General features: G+C 60.8%; 15 protein-coding genes. 10 read left to right on the forward strand and 5 right to left on the reverse strand.

What is annotated here, in order from left to right; translation table 11 throughout:
- The first annotated feature begins 42 nt into the window (after positions 1-42).
- Entirely contained in the window at positions 43-708 is a 666-nt protein-coding gene (locus Q7C20_RS02780; protein ID WP_375065184.1) for a TetR/AcrR family transcriptional regulator, read from the forward strand.
- Between the two features lie 134 nt (positions 709-842).
- On the opposite strand, the gene Q7C20_RS02785 is transcribed toward Q7C20_RS02780, so the two are convergent.
- Together Q7C20_RS02785 and aroQ are read right to left on the reverse strand one after the other, a co-directional pair.
- Positions 843-1,691 carry a shikimate dehydrogenase gene (locus Q7C20_RS02785; RefSeq protein WP_375065186.1) on the reverse strand — a complete coding sequence of 283 codons (849 nt, stop codon included), beginning with the start codon at positions 1,689-1,691 and terminating at the stop codon, positions 843-845.
- Between the two features lie 5 nt (positions 1,692-1,696).
- Positions 1,697-2,137 (reverse strand): type II 3-dehydroquinate dehydratase, encoded by a 441-nt coding sequence (aroQ, locus tag Q7C20_RS02790; protein ID WP_017253796.1) that lies wholly within the window; start codon positions 2,135-2,137, stop codon positions 1,697-1,699.
- A 287-nt stretch (positions 2,138-2,424) separates the two neighbouring features.
- Here aroQ and Q7C20_RS02795 point away from each other — a divergent pair, with 287 nt between their 5' ends.
- Positions 2,425-2,853, forward strand: coding sequence for a DUF4160 domain-containing protein (locus Q7C20_RS02795; RefSeq protein ID WP_375065189.1), 429 nt, complete (start codon positions 2,425-2,427; stop codon positions 2,851-2,853).
- The gene (locus tag Q7C20_RS02800) at positions 2,850-3,320 is read left to right on the forward strand and encodes a DUF2442 domain-containing protein (RefSeq protein WP_375065191.1); all 471 of its coding nucleotides are present in this window, start codon (positions 2,850-2,852) and stop codon (positions 3,318-3,320) included. Before Q7C20_RS02795 ends, Q7C20_RS02800 begins: the two co-directional genes overlap by 4 nt.
- Before the next feature lie 12 nt (positions 3,321-3,332).
- Here Q7C20_RS02800 and trmA read toward each other — a convergent pair whose 3' ends face one another.
- Both trmA and Q7C20_RS02810 read right to left on the reverse strand, forming a co-directional pair.
- Positions 3,333-4,412: a tRNA (uridine(54)-C5)-methyltransferase TrmA gene (gene trmA, locus Q7C20_RS02805; protein WP_375065193.1), complete on the reverse strand. Its 1,080-nt coding sequence runs from the start codon at positions 4,410-4,412 to the stop codon at positions 3,333-3,335.
- Positions 4,409-5,704 (reverse strand): NCS2 family permease, encoded by a 1,296-nt coding sequence (locus tag Q7C20_RS02810; protein WP_348059665.1) that lies wholly within the window; start codon positions 5,702-5,704, stop codon positions 4,409-4,411. The genes trmA and Q7C20_RS02810 overlap by 4 nt, the downstream gene beginning before the upstream one ends.
- Before the next feature lie 209 nt (positions 5,705-5,913).
- On the opposite strand from Q7C20_RS02810, the gene Q7C20_RS02815 reads away from it, so the two are divergent.
- From Q7C20_RS02815 to Q7C20_RS02830, 4 genes are all read left to right on the forward strand, one after another.
- On the forward strand, positions 5,914-6,360 hold the full coding sequence (locus tag Q7C20_RS02815; RefSeq protein ID WP_375065195.1) for a DUF4879 domain-containing protein: 447 nt from the start codon (positions 5,914-5,916) through the stop codon (positions 6,358-6,360).
- A 95-nt stretch (positions 6,361-6,455) separates the two neighbouring features.
- Positions 6,456-6,965 (forward strand): (2Fe-2S)-binding protein, encoded by a 510-nt coding sequence (locus Q7C20_RS02820; RefSeq protein ID WP_375065197.1) that lies wholly within the window; start codon positions 6,456-6,458, stop codon positions 6,963-6,965.
- Positions 6,962-7,951: an FAD binding domain-containing protein gene (locus Q7C20_RS02825; protein WP_375065199.1), complete on the forward strand. Its 990-nt coding sequence runs from the start codon at positions 6,962-6,964 to the stop codon at positions 7,949-7,951. The genes Q7C20_RS02820 and Q7C20_RS02825 overlap by 4 nt, the downstream gene beginning before the upstream one ends.
- Complete coding sequence (locus tag Q7C20_RS02830) at positions 7,948-10,131, forward strand: xanthine dehydrogenase family protein molybdopterin-binding subunit (RefSeq protein WP_375065201.1); 2,184 nt, start codon at positions 7,948-7,950, stop codon at positions 10,129-10,131. Before Q7C20_RS02825 ends, Q7C20_RS02830 begins: the two co-directional genes overlap by 4 nt.
- 126 nt (positions 10,132-10,257) lie before the next feature.
- On the opposite strand, the gene Q7C20_RS02835 is transcribed toward Q7C20_RS02830, so the two are convergent.
- A complete protein-coding gene (locus Q7C20_RS02835) occupies positions 10,258-11,505 on the reverse strand; it encodes an MFS transporter (RefSeq protein WP_375065203.1) in 1,248 nt (415 codons plus the stop codon).
- Between the two features lie 331 nt (positions 11,506-11,836).
- On the opposite strand from Q7C20_RS02835, the gene Q7C20_RS02840 reads away from it, so the two are divergent.
- From Q7C20_RS02840 to Q7C20_RS02850, 3 genes are read left to right on the forward strand one after another with little or no spacing between them, the layout of a single operon-like run.
- Entirely contained in the window at positions 11,837-13,276 is a 1,440-nt protein-coding gene (locus Q7C20_RS02840) for a cytochrome ubiquinol oxidase subunit I (protein ID WP_375065206.1), read from the forward strand.
- A 1-nt stretch (position 13,277) separates the two neighbouring features.
- On the forward strand, positions 13,278-14,285 hold the full coding sequence (cydB, locus tag Q7C20_RS02845; protein ID WP_375065208.1) for a cytochrome d ubiquinol oxidase subunit II: 1,008 nt from the start codon (positions 13,278-13,280) through the stop codon (positions 14,283-14,285).
- 12 nt (positions 14,286-14,297) lie between these two features.
- Positions 14,298-14,465 (forward strand): DUF2474 domain-containing protein, encoded by a 168-nt coding sequence (locus Q7C20_RS02850; protein WP_010206690.1) that lies wholly within the window; start codon positions 14,298-14,300, stop codon positions 14,463-14,465.
- Positions 14,466-14,471: the final 6 nt, after the last annotated feature.

Raw genomic sequence — 14,471 nt, forward strand, 5'->3', positions numbered from 1 at the left:
GCCCATAATCACCGCCTGCACAACAATGGCCGTGAGCGCACCATGACCTCGAGTCCCGAACTCCCCGCGGTGTCAGACGCACCGCGCAAGAGTCGCAAGAACAACCCGGAAAAGACCCGCGAAAACATCCTTCAGGAAGCCATTGTCGAGTTTGTTCAGCAGGGCCTGTCCGGCGCGCGCGTCGATGCCATTGCCGAGCGCATCCACACCTCAAAACGCATGATCTATTACTACTTCGGCAGTAAGGAACAGCTGTACCTCGAGGTGCTGGAGAAGCTGTACGGCGACATTCGCACCACCGAAACGCGCATGAACCTTACCGAGCTGGAGCCGCGCGAAGCGATCCGCCGGTTGGTGGAATTCACCTTTGATCACCACGATCAGAACGTGGATTTCGTGCGCATCGTCAGCATCGAAAATATCCACAATGCCGAGTACGTGAAGCGTTCGGATTCGATCAAGGCGATGAACAGCAATATCCTTGAAGCGTTGGGCGCGACTTTGCAGCGCGGCGCCGAGAGTGGCGTATTTCGCGCGGGGCTGGAGCCGTTGGACGTGCATTTGCTGATCAACTCATTCAGCTTTTACCGGGTGTCCAACCGCCATACGTTCAGTGAGATTTTTCAGATTGAGCTGTCGGATGAGGCGGTGAAACAACGGCATCGGGATATGATTTGTGAGTCGGTGCTGCGGTATTTGCAGGCCTGATCCTTCAGACTGAAATGCAATCAATGTGGGAGCGGGCTTGCTCGCGAATGCGTTGCGTCATTCACTGCAATGCTGACTGATCCACCGCATTCGCGAGCAAGCCCGCTCCCACATTTGGATTTTTGTTTATCCAGTCAGATGTTCATATTCTGAAAGTGCGCCAGCATCCTGTCCGCATCCGGCACCTCGCCACTGAACAACTCAAACGCCTTCACCGCCTGAAACACCGCCATATTCCCGCCATCCAGCGTGCGACACCCCAGCGCCCGGGCATCACGCAGCAGCTCGGTTTCCAGCGGGAAATACACAATCTCCGCGACCCACACCTCAGCGCGCAACAAGCCCGGCGGCACTGGCGTGCCAGGCAGTTTGGCCATGCCCATCGGCGTGGTATTCACCAGGCCATCCGCTTCGGCCATGGCACTGTCCAGGTGATTGCCAATCTGCGCGCGACCCGGGCCGAAGCGCTGGGCAAGGTTATCCACAAGGTCGCGGGCACGGGCCGTGTCCACGTCGAAAATACTCAAGTGCTGCACACCCTCGGCCAGCAGCGCATGGGCCACCGCCGCGCCCGCGCCGCCGGCACCCATTTGCACCACGCGCTGACGGGCGACATCGTTCAGGTTGCGGCGAAAGCCCTCGGCAAACCCCAGGCAATCCGTGTTGTGGCCAATGCGTTTGCCGTCCTTGAACACCACGGTATTCACCGCGCCAATGCCACGGGCCTCGTCAGACAGTTCATCCAGCAAGGGTAGGATCGCCTGCTTGCACGGGTAGGTAATGTTCAGGCCGGTGAAGTGCATCCGTTCGGCGGCGTCGAGCAGGTCGGGCAGGGCGTTGATGGTCAGATGCAGCGGTTCCAGGTCAATCAACTGATACAGGTAACGCAAGCCCTGGGCGTCGCCTTCCCTTTCATGCAGGGCCGGGGTGCGGGAGGCCTGGATTCCGGCGCCGATCAGGCCAGCGAGGATGCGCGGTTTCATCAGGTTCATCCTTTCAAGGTGTGGCTGAAATGTTCCAGGGCCAAGTGGTAGCCGTGGCTGCCGAACCCTGCCAGTACGGCTTTGGCGATGGGCGACACAAACGAGTGATGCCGAAACGCCTCGCGCGCATGCACGTTGGATAAATGCACTTCGATCACTGGCACTTCACTGGCCACCAGCGCATCGCGAATCGCCACGGACGTGTGGGTCCACGCCGCCGGGTTGATCACGATACCGGCGCAACGCGCGCGGGCGCCGTGGATCCAGTCGAGCAATTCGCCTTCGTGATTGGTCTGGCGAAATTCGATTTTGAGACCGAGTTTTTCCGCGCTGCGACCGCACAGGGCGGCGACGTCTGCCAGGGTTTCATGGCCGTAAGTGGCGGGCTCGCGGGTGCCGAGCAAATTGAGGTTGGGGCCGTTGAGCACCAGCACGATGGGCGGCATTTGGCGTATCTCCACGCTTATTGTTAGTTGTGGAGATAAAATGTACCGGATGGTTACTTTGGTCAATCAAGCCGGGCGCGTTGTGACGGGATGTGTTCGATTACCGAACTTTGAATGAGCGAACGCGGGGATTTCATCGCTACAGCCATGGGTGGTTACAAGACCGCATTCGACGGTAGTCGTGCCGTTACTAACCTGTGCAACAACGGCCGGATGACGGCACCGGTTGTCAGGTGGCAGACGCTAAATTGTTACCTGACGGAAAATAACCTAACGGATGGGTTACGATGAAAGTAGGCGCTTACAAAGGATATGTAATTTCAGTGCTTCTCAGGGATGAGCACTGCCCGCCCCACGTACATGTAAGGGGGAAGGAATGGGATGCGCGCTTTCGTTTCAGCTTTCTGAATGGGCGAGTGGAGTTGTGGGATGTGGATCCAGAACGGAGGCGCCCACCAGAGTCGATCCTTAAAGGATTGCGCCAAGCGTTGATGCAACCGCATTACCTGGCTCGGGCACGAAGGATCTGGTGGGAGAAGATGCACACGGTCTGTCTGGAGAACCACTCCTGGGATTGGGACGCTGATGAGGTGGTGCCGGGCTTGGTCATTCGGCCCGGTATCTATGTGATTGCAAAAGCCCGCCACGATGCGGTGGCGCAGCGAACAATATTGACTCTGGTCCGAGCGCCAGGTTACGTGGAGATTGATTTATGAGAAAAATCGTAAAAGCCAAAGTCTATCCCGATGTCCCTCTCACAGAGGCCGATATCGATAAGGCTATAGCCCGCGGGCGTAAGTTGAAGCGTTTGTACGCCAACGCCAGCTCCGTGCGTTATGAAGACGACTGTCTGTCCATTGGTTTCAGCGACGGCAGCCGCGTCATGTTGCCCGTGGCCGGTCTGCCCGAGTTCGAAGGGTTTTCCTTACAGGATTTCCAGCAGTTGGAGGTCGGTTTTGGCGGCAAGGCGCTGTGCTGTGAGGCTCAGGACCTGGATGTATCAATCACCGGATTGATCGCAACGAGCCAGCCCCTGATGGACCTGGCCGTCAGCATGGTGGCATCACGCAACGGTCGCAAAAGCAGCGCCGCCAAAACCGCCGCCGCTCGAGCCAATGGCAAGAAGGGCGGGCGGCCACGCAAGGAAGAGGTCACCGAAACTGGCGATTCGACGGATGTATGAATCGCATCCAGATCAACGACGGGTCAACAAGACCCCGGATTCCATATGGTGCGTCCACGGGAACTGGTCAAACATTGCACACTGAGTGATCTGGTGCGTGTCATGCAGTTGCGCGATGTTCGCCGCCAACGTCTCCGGGTTGCAGGAGATGTAGAGGATGTTGTCGAAGCGTCGGGTCAGTTCGCAGGTGTCCGGGTCCATGCCGGCGCGGGGCGGGTCGACGAATACGCTGCCGAACGCGTAGCTTTTCAGGTCGATGCCCTGCAGGCGGCGGAATGGGCGCACTTCGTTGAGTGCCTCCGTGAGTTCTTCGGCAGACAAGCGCACCAGCGTCACGTTATCCACAGCGTTTTCATCGAGGTTGCTCAAGGCCGCATTGACTGACGTCTTGCTGATTTCAGTCGCCAGCACGTTGCGCACGCGGGTCGCCAGCGGCAGGGTGAAGTTGCCGTTGCCGCAATACAGCTCGAGCAAATCATCCGGGCGATCGCCCAAGGCTTCGTACGCCCAGTTGAGCATCTTCTGGTTCACGGTGCCGTTGGGCTGGGTGAACGCGCCTTCGGGTTGGCGGTAGCTGAACGTGCGGCCACCGACGTCGAGTTTTTCCACCACGTAATCCTGGCCGATCACATCGCGCTTGCCCTTGGAGCGACCGATGATGCTCACGTTCAAGTCAGCGGCCAACTTGTTGGCAGCGGTGTGCCAATGCTCGTCCAGCGGGCGGTGATAGCACAGGGTGATCATCGCGTCGCCGGCCAGGGTGGTGAGGAACTCCACCTGAAACAGCTTGTGGCTCAGGGCGGCGCTGGCTTGCCAGGCGGCTTTGAGTTGCGGCATCAATTGGTTGATGCGCAGGCCGGCAATCGGGAACTCTTCGATCAGGATCGGGGTGCGCTTGTCGTCCTGGGAGAACATTGCGTAGTGGCGTTCACCGCCTTCGCGCCACAAGCGGAACTCCGCGCGCAGGCGGAAGTTCTGCAGCGGCGAGTCGAAGACTTGCGGCTCTGGCGCGTCGAACGGTGCCAACAGGTCACGCAGGCGCGTGACCTTGTCTTGCAGTTGAGCGGTGTAGCTTGCGGCGTCAAAAGTCATGCGTTGAACCAGCCCAGCTTGATCACAAACAGAATCGACAGGATCACCAGTGCCGGGTTCAGCTCACGGTAGCGGCCCGAAAGCAGCTTGATGGCGGTCCAGGCGATGAAACCGAAGGCGATGCCGTTGGCGATGGAGTAAGTGAACGGCATCGCCAGGGCGGTGATCACCACCGGCGCTGCGACAGTGATGTCATCCCAGTCGATTTCGGCCAGGCCAGAAGTCATCAGCACTGCGACGAACAACAGGGCAGGCGCGGTAGCGAACGGCGGAACGCTGGCGGCCAGCGGCGAGAAGAACAGCGCCAGCAGGAACAGGATCGCAACCACGATCGCAGTCAAACCGGTGCGGCCACCGGCGCTCACGCCCGCAGCGGATTCGATGTAGCTGGTAGTGGTCGAAGTGCCTAACAGGGAACCGGCCATGGCAGCGGTGCTGTCGGCGATCAGCGCACGGCCCATTTTCGGCATGTGGCCGTCCTTGCCCATCAGGCCGGCGCGCTTGGCGACGCCAATCAGGGTGCCGGAGTTGTCGAACAGGTCGACGAACAGGAAGGCGAAAATCACGCTGACCAGGCCGATATCCAGCGCGCCTTTGATATCCAACTGCAGGAAGGTCGGGGCCAGCGATGGAGGCATCGACGTCACGCCGCCGAACTCGGTAACGCCCAGCGCGATCGAGACGATGGTCACCGCCAGAATGCCGATCAACACCGCGCCGCGTACGGCCAGGGCTTCCAGCGCAACGATCAGCACGAAACCAAAGGTAGCGAGGATGGGCGCCGGTTTTTTCAGGTCGCCCATACTGAGCATGGTCACCGGATTGCTGACCACGATGCCGGCGTTGTGCAGGGCGATCAGCGCCAGGAACAGGCCGATACCGGCGGCAATTGCCGAACGCAGCGGCAACGGAATGCTGTTGATGATCCATTCACGGATGCGGAAGATCGACAGCAGAAAGAACAGCACCGCCGAAATAAACACCGCGCCCAGCGCAACCTGCCAGGTATGGCCCATGTGCAGGACCACGGTGTAGGTGAAGAACGCGTTGAGGCCCATGCCCGGCGCGAGGGCGATCGGGTAGTTGGCGATCAGGCCCATCACGGTCGAACCGATGGCAGCGGCCAGGCAAGTCGCGACGAACACCGCACCCTTGTCCATGCCGGTCTCGCCAAGGATGCTCGGGTTCACGAACAGAATGTAGGCCATGGCCAGGAACGTGGTGATACCCGCAAGAATCTCGGTGCGCACGTTTGTATTGTGTGCTTTGAGTTGAAACAGCTTTTCCAGCATGCCGGCTCCCTGTGACGCTATTTTGCGTCGTTATTTGTTGACCTCTAAGTCAAAGCACAAACTGCGCCAAGCGCCTGTGGTTTCAGAGAGGATCGGAAAAAGCGGCGCATCATACCAGCAGCCGAGGCCGTGTGGCGCATGGGGTTGGTTTTGTCGCGCATGGCCTTGAGGCATACTGCGCCGACGTTCAATTCAGGGTCATCAACAGCATGAAAAAAGCCAACGCGTGGAGTCTAGCCCTGATCGCCAGTGTCAGCCTGTGGCTCGGCGCAGCACCGGCGTGGGGCGCGGCTGCACCGGCCTTGAGCGAAGTGCGCGTGTTCCAGGTCGAGTCGGCGCGTTGCACCGAAGCCATTCCCGAACGGGTGAACACCACCCAGATGTGCACGCACCGCGGGCCTACCAAGGTTTCGGTCATGGAAGTTGGCCTGGGCAACAACCCGATGGGCCGTTTCGATGGGGCAGAACTGAACGGGCAACGCACGGCGGTGTGCCAGGTCGGCAACATCAGCCAGGCGTGTAATGGCGCAGGCACCGTGATGGGCTACATCTATGTGTTTGACGTAAATGTCCAAGGCCCAGGCTGGTTCGAGTACAGCAACTCATCCATCAATGGCCCGGCGAAAACCTTGAAGACCCTGCTCAACATCCGCTGATCAATCCTCTTGAACGCTCATAAACCCGAGAAGTCGTACCCCTGAGACGGCGACTTTCCTGAACGCCGCGGAAGTACACAACCCGTGAGGTGTTTATGAGCGCAACTCCCAATGGCACGGCGGCCCAACCGTTCGTCACCCACCCGATCCGCTTGACCCTCAACGGCCAGGAGCGCGCGCTGGACGTGTTGCCCTGGACCACGTTGCTTGACCTCTTGCGTGAACAACTGGACCTGGTCGGCAGCAAAAAAGGCTGCGACCACGGCCAATGCGGCGCCTGCACCGTGCTGCGCGATGGCAAACGCGTGAACGCCTGCCTGACCCTGGCGGTGATGTGCGACGGCGCCGAGCTGACCACCATCGAAGGTCTGGCCGACGGCGACACTCTCCACCCGATGCAGCAGGCTTTCATCAAGCATGACGCCTTCCAGTGCGGCTACTGCACCCCTGGCCAGATCTGCTCCGCTGTCGGCCTGGCCAACGAAGGCCGCGCCCACAACACCGCAGACATCCAGGAACTGATGAGCGGCAACCTGTGCCGCTGCGGCGCCTACAGCAATATTCGCGACGCAATTGAAGACGTTGTACTGGGAGGTGAAAAATGAACCCGTTCCAGTACAGCAAACCGGTCGATGTACACGAAGCCGTCCACCTGAGCAGCGCCGTGTCGCGCTTTATTGCCGGTGGCACCAACCTGCTCGACCTGATGAAAGAAAACATCAGCCGCCCCGAGCACTTGATCGATATCACCGGCTTGCCGCTGCAAGACGTTGAAGAAACGGCTGAGGGCGGCGTGAAGATCGGCGCCCTGGTGAGCAACGCCGACCTGGCTTGGCACCCGCTGATCGAAACGCGTTACCCGCTGCTGTCCCAGGCCATCCTCGCTGGCGCCTCGCCGCAACTGCGCAATATGGCCAGCACCGGCGGCAACCTGTTGCAGCGCACCCGTTGCTACTACTTTTACGACGCCACCGTGCCGTGCAACAAACGTGAGCCTGGCAGTGGCTGTCCGGCACGCACCGGCTTGAACCGCATCCATGCGATCCTCGGCGCCAGCGAACAGTGCGTGGCCACCCACCCTTCGGACATGTGCGTCGCGTTGGCGGCGCTGGACGCCAAGGTGCATGTAGAAGGGCGCGGCGGCGCTCGCGTCATTGAGTTTGCCGACTTCCATCGCTTGCCCGGTGATACGCCACAGCGCGACAACCAATTGGCCGACGACGAATTGATCACCGCCATTGAGCTGCCCGCCGACCAGTTGGCCGGCCACAGCCACTACCTGAAAATCCGCGACCGCGCGTCTTACGCCTTTGCCCTGGTATCGGTCGCCGCCGCGCTGGAACTGGACGGTGACACCATCGTCGACGCGCGCCTGGCGCTGGGCGGCGTGGCGCACAAACCCTGGCGCGACCGTGCGGTGGAAGCCGCATTGATCGGCCAGACCGTCAGCCGCGAAACGTTCAGCAATGCTGCCGACGCCCTGTTGCAAGACGCCGAACCGCTGGAACACAACGGTTTCAAAATCAAGCTGGCGCGCCGTGGGATTATTCGTGCCCTGAGCGACGCCGCCGTTGCAGGAGATCGCCCATGAGCGCTGTCGGCAAACCATTGGACCGGGTTGACGGTCTGCTCAAGGTCACCGGCCAGGCGCGCTATGCCGGTGAATTCCCCGAACAAGGCTTGCTGCACGGCAGCGTGGTCTCCAGCACCATCGCCAAGGGTCGCGTGGTACGTATTGATGCCTCCAAAGCGTTGGCGTTGCCGGGCGTGGTGATGGTGCTCGACCACCTCAATCGGCCCAAGCTCGCCAGCTACGACGACGCTTTTGCCGACGCCGATGCCGCCGACGGTTCACCGTTTCGTCCTCTGTATAACGACCGCGTGCTCTACAGCGGCCAGCCCCTGGCCTTGGTGATCGCCGACAACCTCGAACTGGCGCGGCATGCCGGCTCGCTGGTTGACATTGAGTACGAAAGCGAAGCCTTTGAAACCGACCTGCTGGCCATGCAGGAGCAGGCGCATCCCTCGCCGCAAACTCCGCCCGCGCCGCGCGGCAACTTTCTCGCCGAATGGACCGCTGCCGCCGTCAGCCTCGACGCGCATTACAGCACTCCCATCGAACACCACAACCCCATGGAACCGCATGCCAGCACCGTGCTGTATCAGCCGGACGGCACGCTGCATATCCATGACAAAACCCAAGGCCCGCAGAACTGCCAGGCCTATGTGCAAAAAGTCTTCGGCCTGGACAAAAGCCAGGTGCGGATTTTCGCCGCGTTTGTTGGCGGCGCGTTCGGCTCCGGCCTGCGCCCGCAATACCAACTGCCGCTGGCGGTGATGGCATCGCTGGCACTCAAGCGTTCGGTACGCGTAACCCTCACGCGCCAACAAATGTTCACCTTCGGCTACCGCCCGCGCACCTTGCAGCGTTTGCAGATGGGCGCCGCCGCCAATGGCCGCCTGCTGGCGTTGGGGCACACCGCGATTGGCCAGACCTCACGCTTTGAAGATTTCAGCGAACACGTGGTCGAGTGGAGCGGCATGCTCTACCAATGCGACAACGTGCAGTTGACCTACAAGCTGGTGCCGCTGGATGTATTCACCCCGCTGGACATGCGCGCCCCCGGCGCGGCGCTGGGCGTAATCGGCCTGGAATGCGCCATGGATGAACTGGCGTGCGCGCTCGGCATGGACCCGGTGCAACTGCGCCTGATCAATTACGCCGAGCGCAATCAGGCCGAAGACAAACCCTGGTCGAGCAAAGCCTTGCGCGAGTGCTACAGCGAAGGCGCCGAGCGTTTCGGCTGGAGCCAGCGCAACCCGGAACCGCGCAGCATGCGCGAAGGCAACCAGTTGATCGGCTGGGGCATGGCGGGTGGGGTATGGGAAGCCATGCAGATGAAAGCCAGCGCCAAGGCGCGCATTGACGCGCACGGCAAGCTCACCGTCAGCAGCGCTACGACCGACATCGGCACCGGCACTTACACGGTGATGACCCAGATCGCCGCGCAGGCGAGCGGCGTGGCGGTGGAAGACGTGGTGTTCCTGCTCGGTGACTCTTCATTGCCCACCGCGCCATTGCAGGGTGGCTCGTTCACCGTGTCGTCCGTCGGCACCGCCGTGCAGCAAGCCTGTGAAGCGCTGACCGCCAAACTGCTGACCATCGCACGCCAGACTTACCCGGTGTTCACGGACGCCGAATCGGTACGCTTTGAAGACGGCCAACTGCACACCGGTGACGTGAGTGTGTCGTTGGCGCAACTGGTCAAGGACAGCGGTGAAGACGCACTGGAAGTGCAGGTCGACAGCGAACCTGACAAGAAACGTGAGGGTTACGCCACGGCCACGCACTCGGCGGTGTTTGTCGAAGTTCGGGTAGATGAAGACCTGGGCACTATCAAGGTCAGCCGCGTCGTCAGTGCGATTGCCGCCGGGCGCGTGGTCAACCCCAAGATGGCCCGCAGCCAGATTCTCGGCGGCGTGGTGTGGGGGATAGGGATGGCGTTGCACGAAGAAACCCAGATTGACCACCAACTGGGGCGCTACATGAACCATAGCCTGGCCGAATACCACATTCCGGTGAATGCGGATATTGGCGAGATTGACGTGTTATTTGTCGAAGAACACGACGAAATCGTCAATGCCTTGGGTTCCAAGGGTGTCGGTGAGATTGGCATCGTCGGCGTGGCGGCAGCGGTGGCGAATGCGGTTTATCACGCCACCGGCAAGCGGGTGCGGGACTTCCCGATCACGCTGGACAAGGTGCTGTAGCCCGTTCTACCAGGCACTGGTAATCAAATGTGGGAGCTGGCTTGCCTGCGATAGCGGTGGGTCAGCCTTACATCGGTTGCGTGGTACACCGCAATCGCGGGCAAGCCCGCTCCCACAGTGATTGGATCAGGCGGTGGGCTTAACGCTTTCTTCCACCGGCACATGCATCCGGTCACGGTTGGCCAAACTTGGGAACAGTTTGATCCACACCCCGGTCACCACCAGCGTACCGATCCCGCCCATGACCACGGCGGGCACGGTGCCGAACCAATGCGCGGTAATCCCCGACTCAAATTCACCCAGCTGATTCGACGCGCCAATAAACAGGCCGTTGACCGCACTGACCCGCCCGCGCATTTCATCCGGGGTCTCCAACTGCACAAACGAGGCACGGATCACCATGCTGATCATGTCCGCCGCGCCCAGCACCACAAGCACGGCGAGGGAGAACCAGAAAGACGTCGACAGGCCGAAAGCAATGGTCGCCACGCCAAATACGCCGACAGCGGTAAACATCACGCGGCCCACATGGCGGTCCACCGAGAACCGCGCCAGCCACAACGACATCAACAACGCGCCTACCGCTGGCGCCGAACGCAGCAGGCCCAGGCCCCAGGCGCCGGTCAGCAGGATGTCCTTGGCGAACACCGGCAACAACGCGGTGGCGCCGCCCAGCAGCACCGCGAACAGGTCGAGGGAGATGGCGCCGAGGATGTCCGGGCGGCTGCGGATAAAACGGATACCGGCCAGCAGCGAATCCATGGTCGCCTTGGCCTTGTTCAGCGGCGTCTGACGTGCGGGCAGATTAAGCGTCAGCACGCAGGCGATCAGGTACAGCGCCACTGTCGGGCCATACACCCACACGCTGCCAAACGCATAGAGCAAACCACCCAGCGCCGGAGCAACAATAGTGGCCAGTTGCTGCGCCGACTGTGACGAAGCCACGGCACGCGGAAACAGCGCGGTCGGCACAATGCTCGGCAGCATTGCCTGAGTGGTGGGCATTTCAAACGAGCGCGCGGCGCCGAGCAGGAAGGCCAGGACGAAGATCATTTCACGCGTCACGTGGCCGGTCAGGCCGCCGATGGCCAGGGTCAAAGCAATCAGCGCCTGTACGGTCTGGCAGATCGCGGCCACTTTGCGCCGCTCATAGCGGTCGGCCACATGCCCGGTGTGCAGCATGAACAGCACGCGCGGAATGAACTCCACCAGGCCGACGAGGCCCAGGTCCAGCACGTTGCCGGTCAGTTGGTAGAGGTTCCAGCCGATGGCCACCGTGAGCATCTGGAAGCCGCTGGCGGTGAAGATGCGCGCCAGCCAGAACGCGATGAAGGGGCGGTGGTGACGTAACAACAACGCGGGTTCACTGGGCATCGGGAATTCTGGTCAGAGCGGGAGGGAACGGCGAGATTAGCATCAACCTGTAACAAATAGTTGCCAGTTTTTGAGGGAGGAGCGCCTGACTGAGGCAGCCTGTCACGCGGCAAAAGACCACACGGTCCTACCGTCAAAATGGGACTACTCTTTCATCAATGCTTGATCCAGATCAAACCGTTCCAGGGATTGTTCTGGAGGCCAAAGGCCAGATTCCCCACGTGGTGGTTAATAAAAGAAACGAATTGAAATTCGTCACACTCCATATCCGTGGGGGCAGTGGGTGCAGGCTCCCAGCCCGCAGCCGGTATCACCTGACAGAGGAAGACTTATGTTCGGTTTGGAGGCGCTAGATCTCGCCCGAATTCAATTTGCGTTTACCATCTCTTTCCATATCCTGTTCCCGGCTATCACCATCGGCCTGGCCAGTTACCTTGCGGTGCTGGAAGGCTTGTGGCTCAAGACGCGCAACGACACCTACCGCGACCTCTACCATTTCTGGTCGAAGGTCTTTGCGGTCAACTTCGGCATGGGCGTGGTTTCCGGGCTGGTCATGGCGTACCAGTTCGGCACCAACTGGAGCCGCTTCTCGGACTTCGCCGGCGCCGTCACCGGGCCGCTGCTGACGTACGAGGTACTCACGGCGTTCTTCCTGGAAGCCGGTTTCCTCGGGGTCATGCTGTTCGGCTGGAACAAGGTGGGGCGCAAGCTGCACTTCTTCGCCACGGTGATGGTGGCCGTCGGCACGCTGATCTCGACCTTCTGGATCCTCGCGTCCAACAGCTGGATGCAGACGCCGCAAGGCTTTGAAATCATCGACGGCCGCGTGATTCCGACCGACTGGTTCGCGGTGATCTTCAACCCGTCATTCCCTTACCGCCTGATGCACATGGCCACGGCGGCGTTTGTGGCTACCGCGTTCTTCGTCGGTTCCTCGGCGGCCTGGCACTTGCTGCGCGGTAAAGACACGCCCGCCATCCGCACCATGTTGTCGATGGCGATGTGGATGGCCCTGATCGTCGCGCCTATTCAGGCGGTGATCGGCGACTTCCATGGCATCAATACGCTCAAGCATCAGCCGGCGAAAATCGCCGCGATTGAAGGCCACTGGGAAAATATCGGCAGCGAACCGACGCCGTTGATCCTGTTCGGCTGGCCCGACATGAAGGCCGAAAAAACCAAGTACGCGGTTGAAATTCCCTATCTGGGCAGCCTGATCCTGACCCACTCCCTGGACAAACAAGTGCCGGCGCTCAAGGACTTCCCGCCTGAAGACCGGCCTAACTCGACCATTGTGTTCTGGTCGTTTCGGGTCATGGTCGGCCTGGGCTTCCTGATGATCTTCACCGGTTTGTTCAGCCTCTGGCTGCGCCGGGGCGACCGGATGTACACGTCCAGGCCGTTCCTGTACCTGGCGCTGTGGATGGGCCCGTCCGGCCTTATCGCGATTCTCGCTGGCTGGTTTACCACCGAAATTGGTCGTCAGCCGTGGGTGGTCTACGGGTTGATGCGCACGGCGGATGCTTCGTCCGGGCATAGCCTGACGCAGATGACGATCACCCTGGTGCTGTTCGTGGTGGTGTACTTCGCGCTGTTCGGTGCCGGCTTGGGCTACATGATGCGCCTGGTGCGCAAAGGCCCCGTCGCCCACGACGTGACTGCGCCGACCCACGGTGGGCCTGGCCAGAAACGTACACCGGCTCGTCCGTTGTCGGCTGCCGATGACGGCACCGACAATGATCACGACGACATCCAGCACAAGGGGCATTGAGATGGGTATTGATCTTCCGCTGATCTGGGCCGTGATCATCATCTTCGGCATCATGATGTACGTGGTGATGGACGGCTTCGACCTGGGTATCGGCATTCTCTTTCCGTTTATACCGGGCAAAGTCGACCGTGACGTGATGATGAACACCGTCGCGCCGGTCTGGGACGGTAATGAAACCTGGCTGGTACTGGGTGGCGCGGCGCTGTTCGGCGCGTTTCCGCTGGCCTATTCGGTGGTGCTGTCGGCGTTGTACCTGCCGCTGATCCTGATGTTGATCGGCCTGATCTTTCGCGGCGTGGCCTTCGAGTTCCGCTTCAAGGCCAAGGACCACAAGCGTCACCTGTGGGACAAGGCGTTTATTGGCGGCTCCGTCGCGGCCACGTTCTTTCAGGGCGTAGCGCTGGGGGCGTTTATCGACGGCATTCCGGTGGTCAATCGCCAGTTTGCCGGTGGTTCGCTGGACTGGGCCACGCCGTTCACCATGTTCTGCGGCGTTGCGCTGGTGGTCGCTTATGCCTTGCTCGGTTGCACCTGGCTGATCATGAAGACCGAAGGCAAGTTGCAGGAGCAGATGCACAACCTGGCGCGGCCCCTGGCCTTTGTGGTGTTGGCGGTGATCGCTATTGTCAGCCTGTGGACGCCGCTGGCGCACCCGGAAATTGCTTCGCGCTGGTTCACCCTGCCGAACCTGTTCTGGTTCCTGCCGGTGCCGATCCTGGTGCTGGTGACCATGTACGGGCTGATCCGCGCGGTGGCGCGCAATGCGCACTACACGCCGTTTCTGCTGACACTGGTACTGATCTTTCTCGGCTACAGCGGCCTGGGCATCAGCCTGTGGCCGAACATCATTCCGCCGTCGGTCTCGATCTGGGACGCCGCCGCGCCGCCGCAAAGCCAGGGCTTCATGCTGGTGGGCACGCTGTTCATCATCCCGTTCATCCTGGGCTACACCTTCTGGAGCTACTACGTGTTCCGCGGCAAGGTCACCCACGAAGACGGTTATCACTAGGAGGCTCGAAGCATGTCCGGCAAACCTTCGTTGCACGAGATTGAACAGGCCGAAAAACAGCCATTGTGGCGGCGCCTGGGGTGGCTCGCGATGATCTGGACGGGCAGCGTGCTGGCCCTGTTCGTCGTGGCCAGCCTGATGCGCATGTTCATGAATGCGGCTGGCTTGACCACTCACTGACATCCC

It is taken from the genome of Pseudomonas sp. AMR01 (assembly GCF_041946035.1).
Classification (GTDB): Bacteria; Pseudomonadota; Gammaproteobacteria; order Pseudomonadales; family Pseudomonadaceae; genus Aquipseudomonas; species Aquipseudomonas antarctica_B.

Excerpts from the sequence above, each read along its gene's own strand:
- Q7C20_RS02780 (WP_375065184.1), top strand. The coding sequence starts at position 43 with ATGACCTCGAGTCCCGAACTCCCCGCGGTGTCAGACGCACCGCGCAAG.
- Q7C20_RS02785 (WP_375065186.1), bottom strand. The coding sequence starts at position 1,691 with ATGAAACCGCGCATCCTCGCTGGCCTGATCGGCGCCGGAATCCAGGCC.
- aroQ (WP_017253796.1), bottom strand. The coding sequence starts at position 2,137 with ATGCCGCCCATCGTGCTGGTGCTCAACGGCCCCAACCTCAATTTGCTC.
- Q7C20_RS02795 (WP_375065189.1), top strand. The coding sequence starts at position 2,425 with ATGAAAGTAGGCGCTTACAAAGGATATGTAATTTCAGTGCTTCTCAGG.
- Q7C20_RS02800 (WP_375065191.1), top strand. The coding sequence starts at position 2,850 with ATGAGAAAAATCGTAAAAGCCAAAGTCTATCCCGATGTCCCTCTCACA.
- trmA (WP_375065193.1), bottom strand. The coding sequence starts at position 4,412 with ATGACTTTTGACGCCGCAAGCTACACCGCTCAACTGCAAGACAAGGTC.
- Q7C20_RS02810 (WP_348059665.1), bottom strand. The coding sequence starts at position 5,704 with ATGCTGGAAAAGCTGTTTCAACTCAAAGCACACAATACAAACGTGCGC.
- Q7C20_RS02815 (WP_375065195.1), top strand. The coding sequence starts at position 5,914 with ATGAAAAAAGCCAACGCGTGGAGTCTAGCCCTGATCGCCAGTGTCAGC.
- Q7C20_RS02820 (WP_375065197.1), top strand. The coding sequence starts at position 6,456 with ATGAGCGCAACTCCCAATGGCACGGCGGCCCAACCGTTCGTCACCCAC.
- Q7C20_RS02825 (WP_375065199.1), top strand. The coding sequence starts at position 6,962 with ATGAACCCGTTCCAGTACAGCAAACCGGTCGATGTACACGAAGCCGTC.
- Q7C20_RS02830 (WP_375065201.1), top strand. The coding sequence starts at position 7,948 with ATGAGCGCTGTCGGCAAACCATTGGACCGGGTTGACGGTCTGCTCAAG.
- Q7C20_RS02835 (WP_375065203.1), bottom strand. The coding sequence starts at position 11,505 with ATGCCCAGTGAACCCGCGTTGTTGTTACGTCACCACCGCCCCTTCATC.
- Q7C20_RS02840 (WP_375065206.1), top strand. The coding sequence starts at position 11,837 with ATGTTCGGTTTGGAGGCGCTAGATCTCGCCCGAATTCAATTTGCGTTT.
- cydB (WP_375065208.1), top strand. The coding sequence starts at position 13,278 with ATGGGTATTGATCTTCCGCTGATCTGGGCCGTGATCATCATCTTCGGC.
- Q7C20_RS02850 (WP_010206690.1), top strand. The coding sequence starts at position 14,298 with ATGTCCGGCAAACCTTCGTTGCACGAGATTGAACAGGCCGAAAAACAG.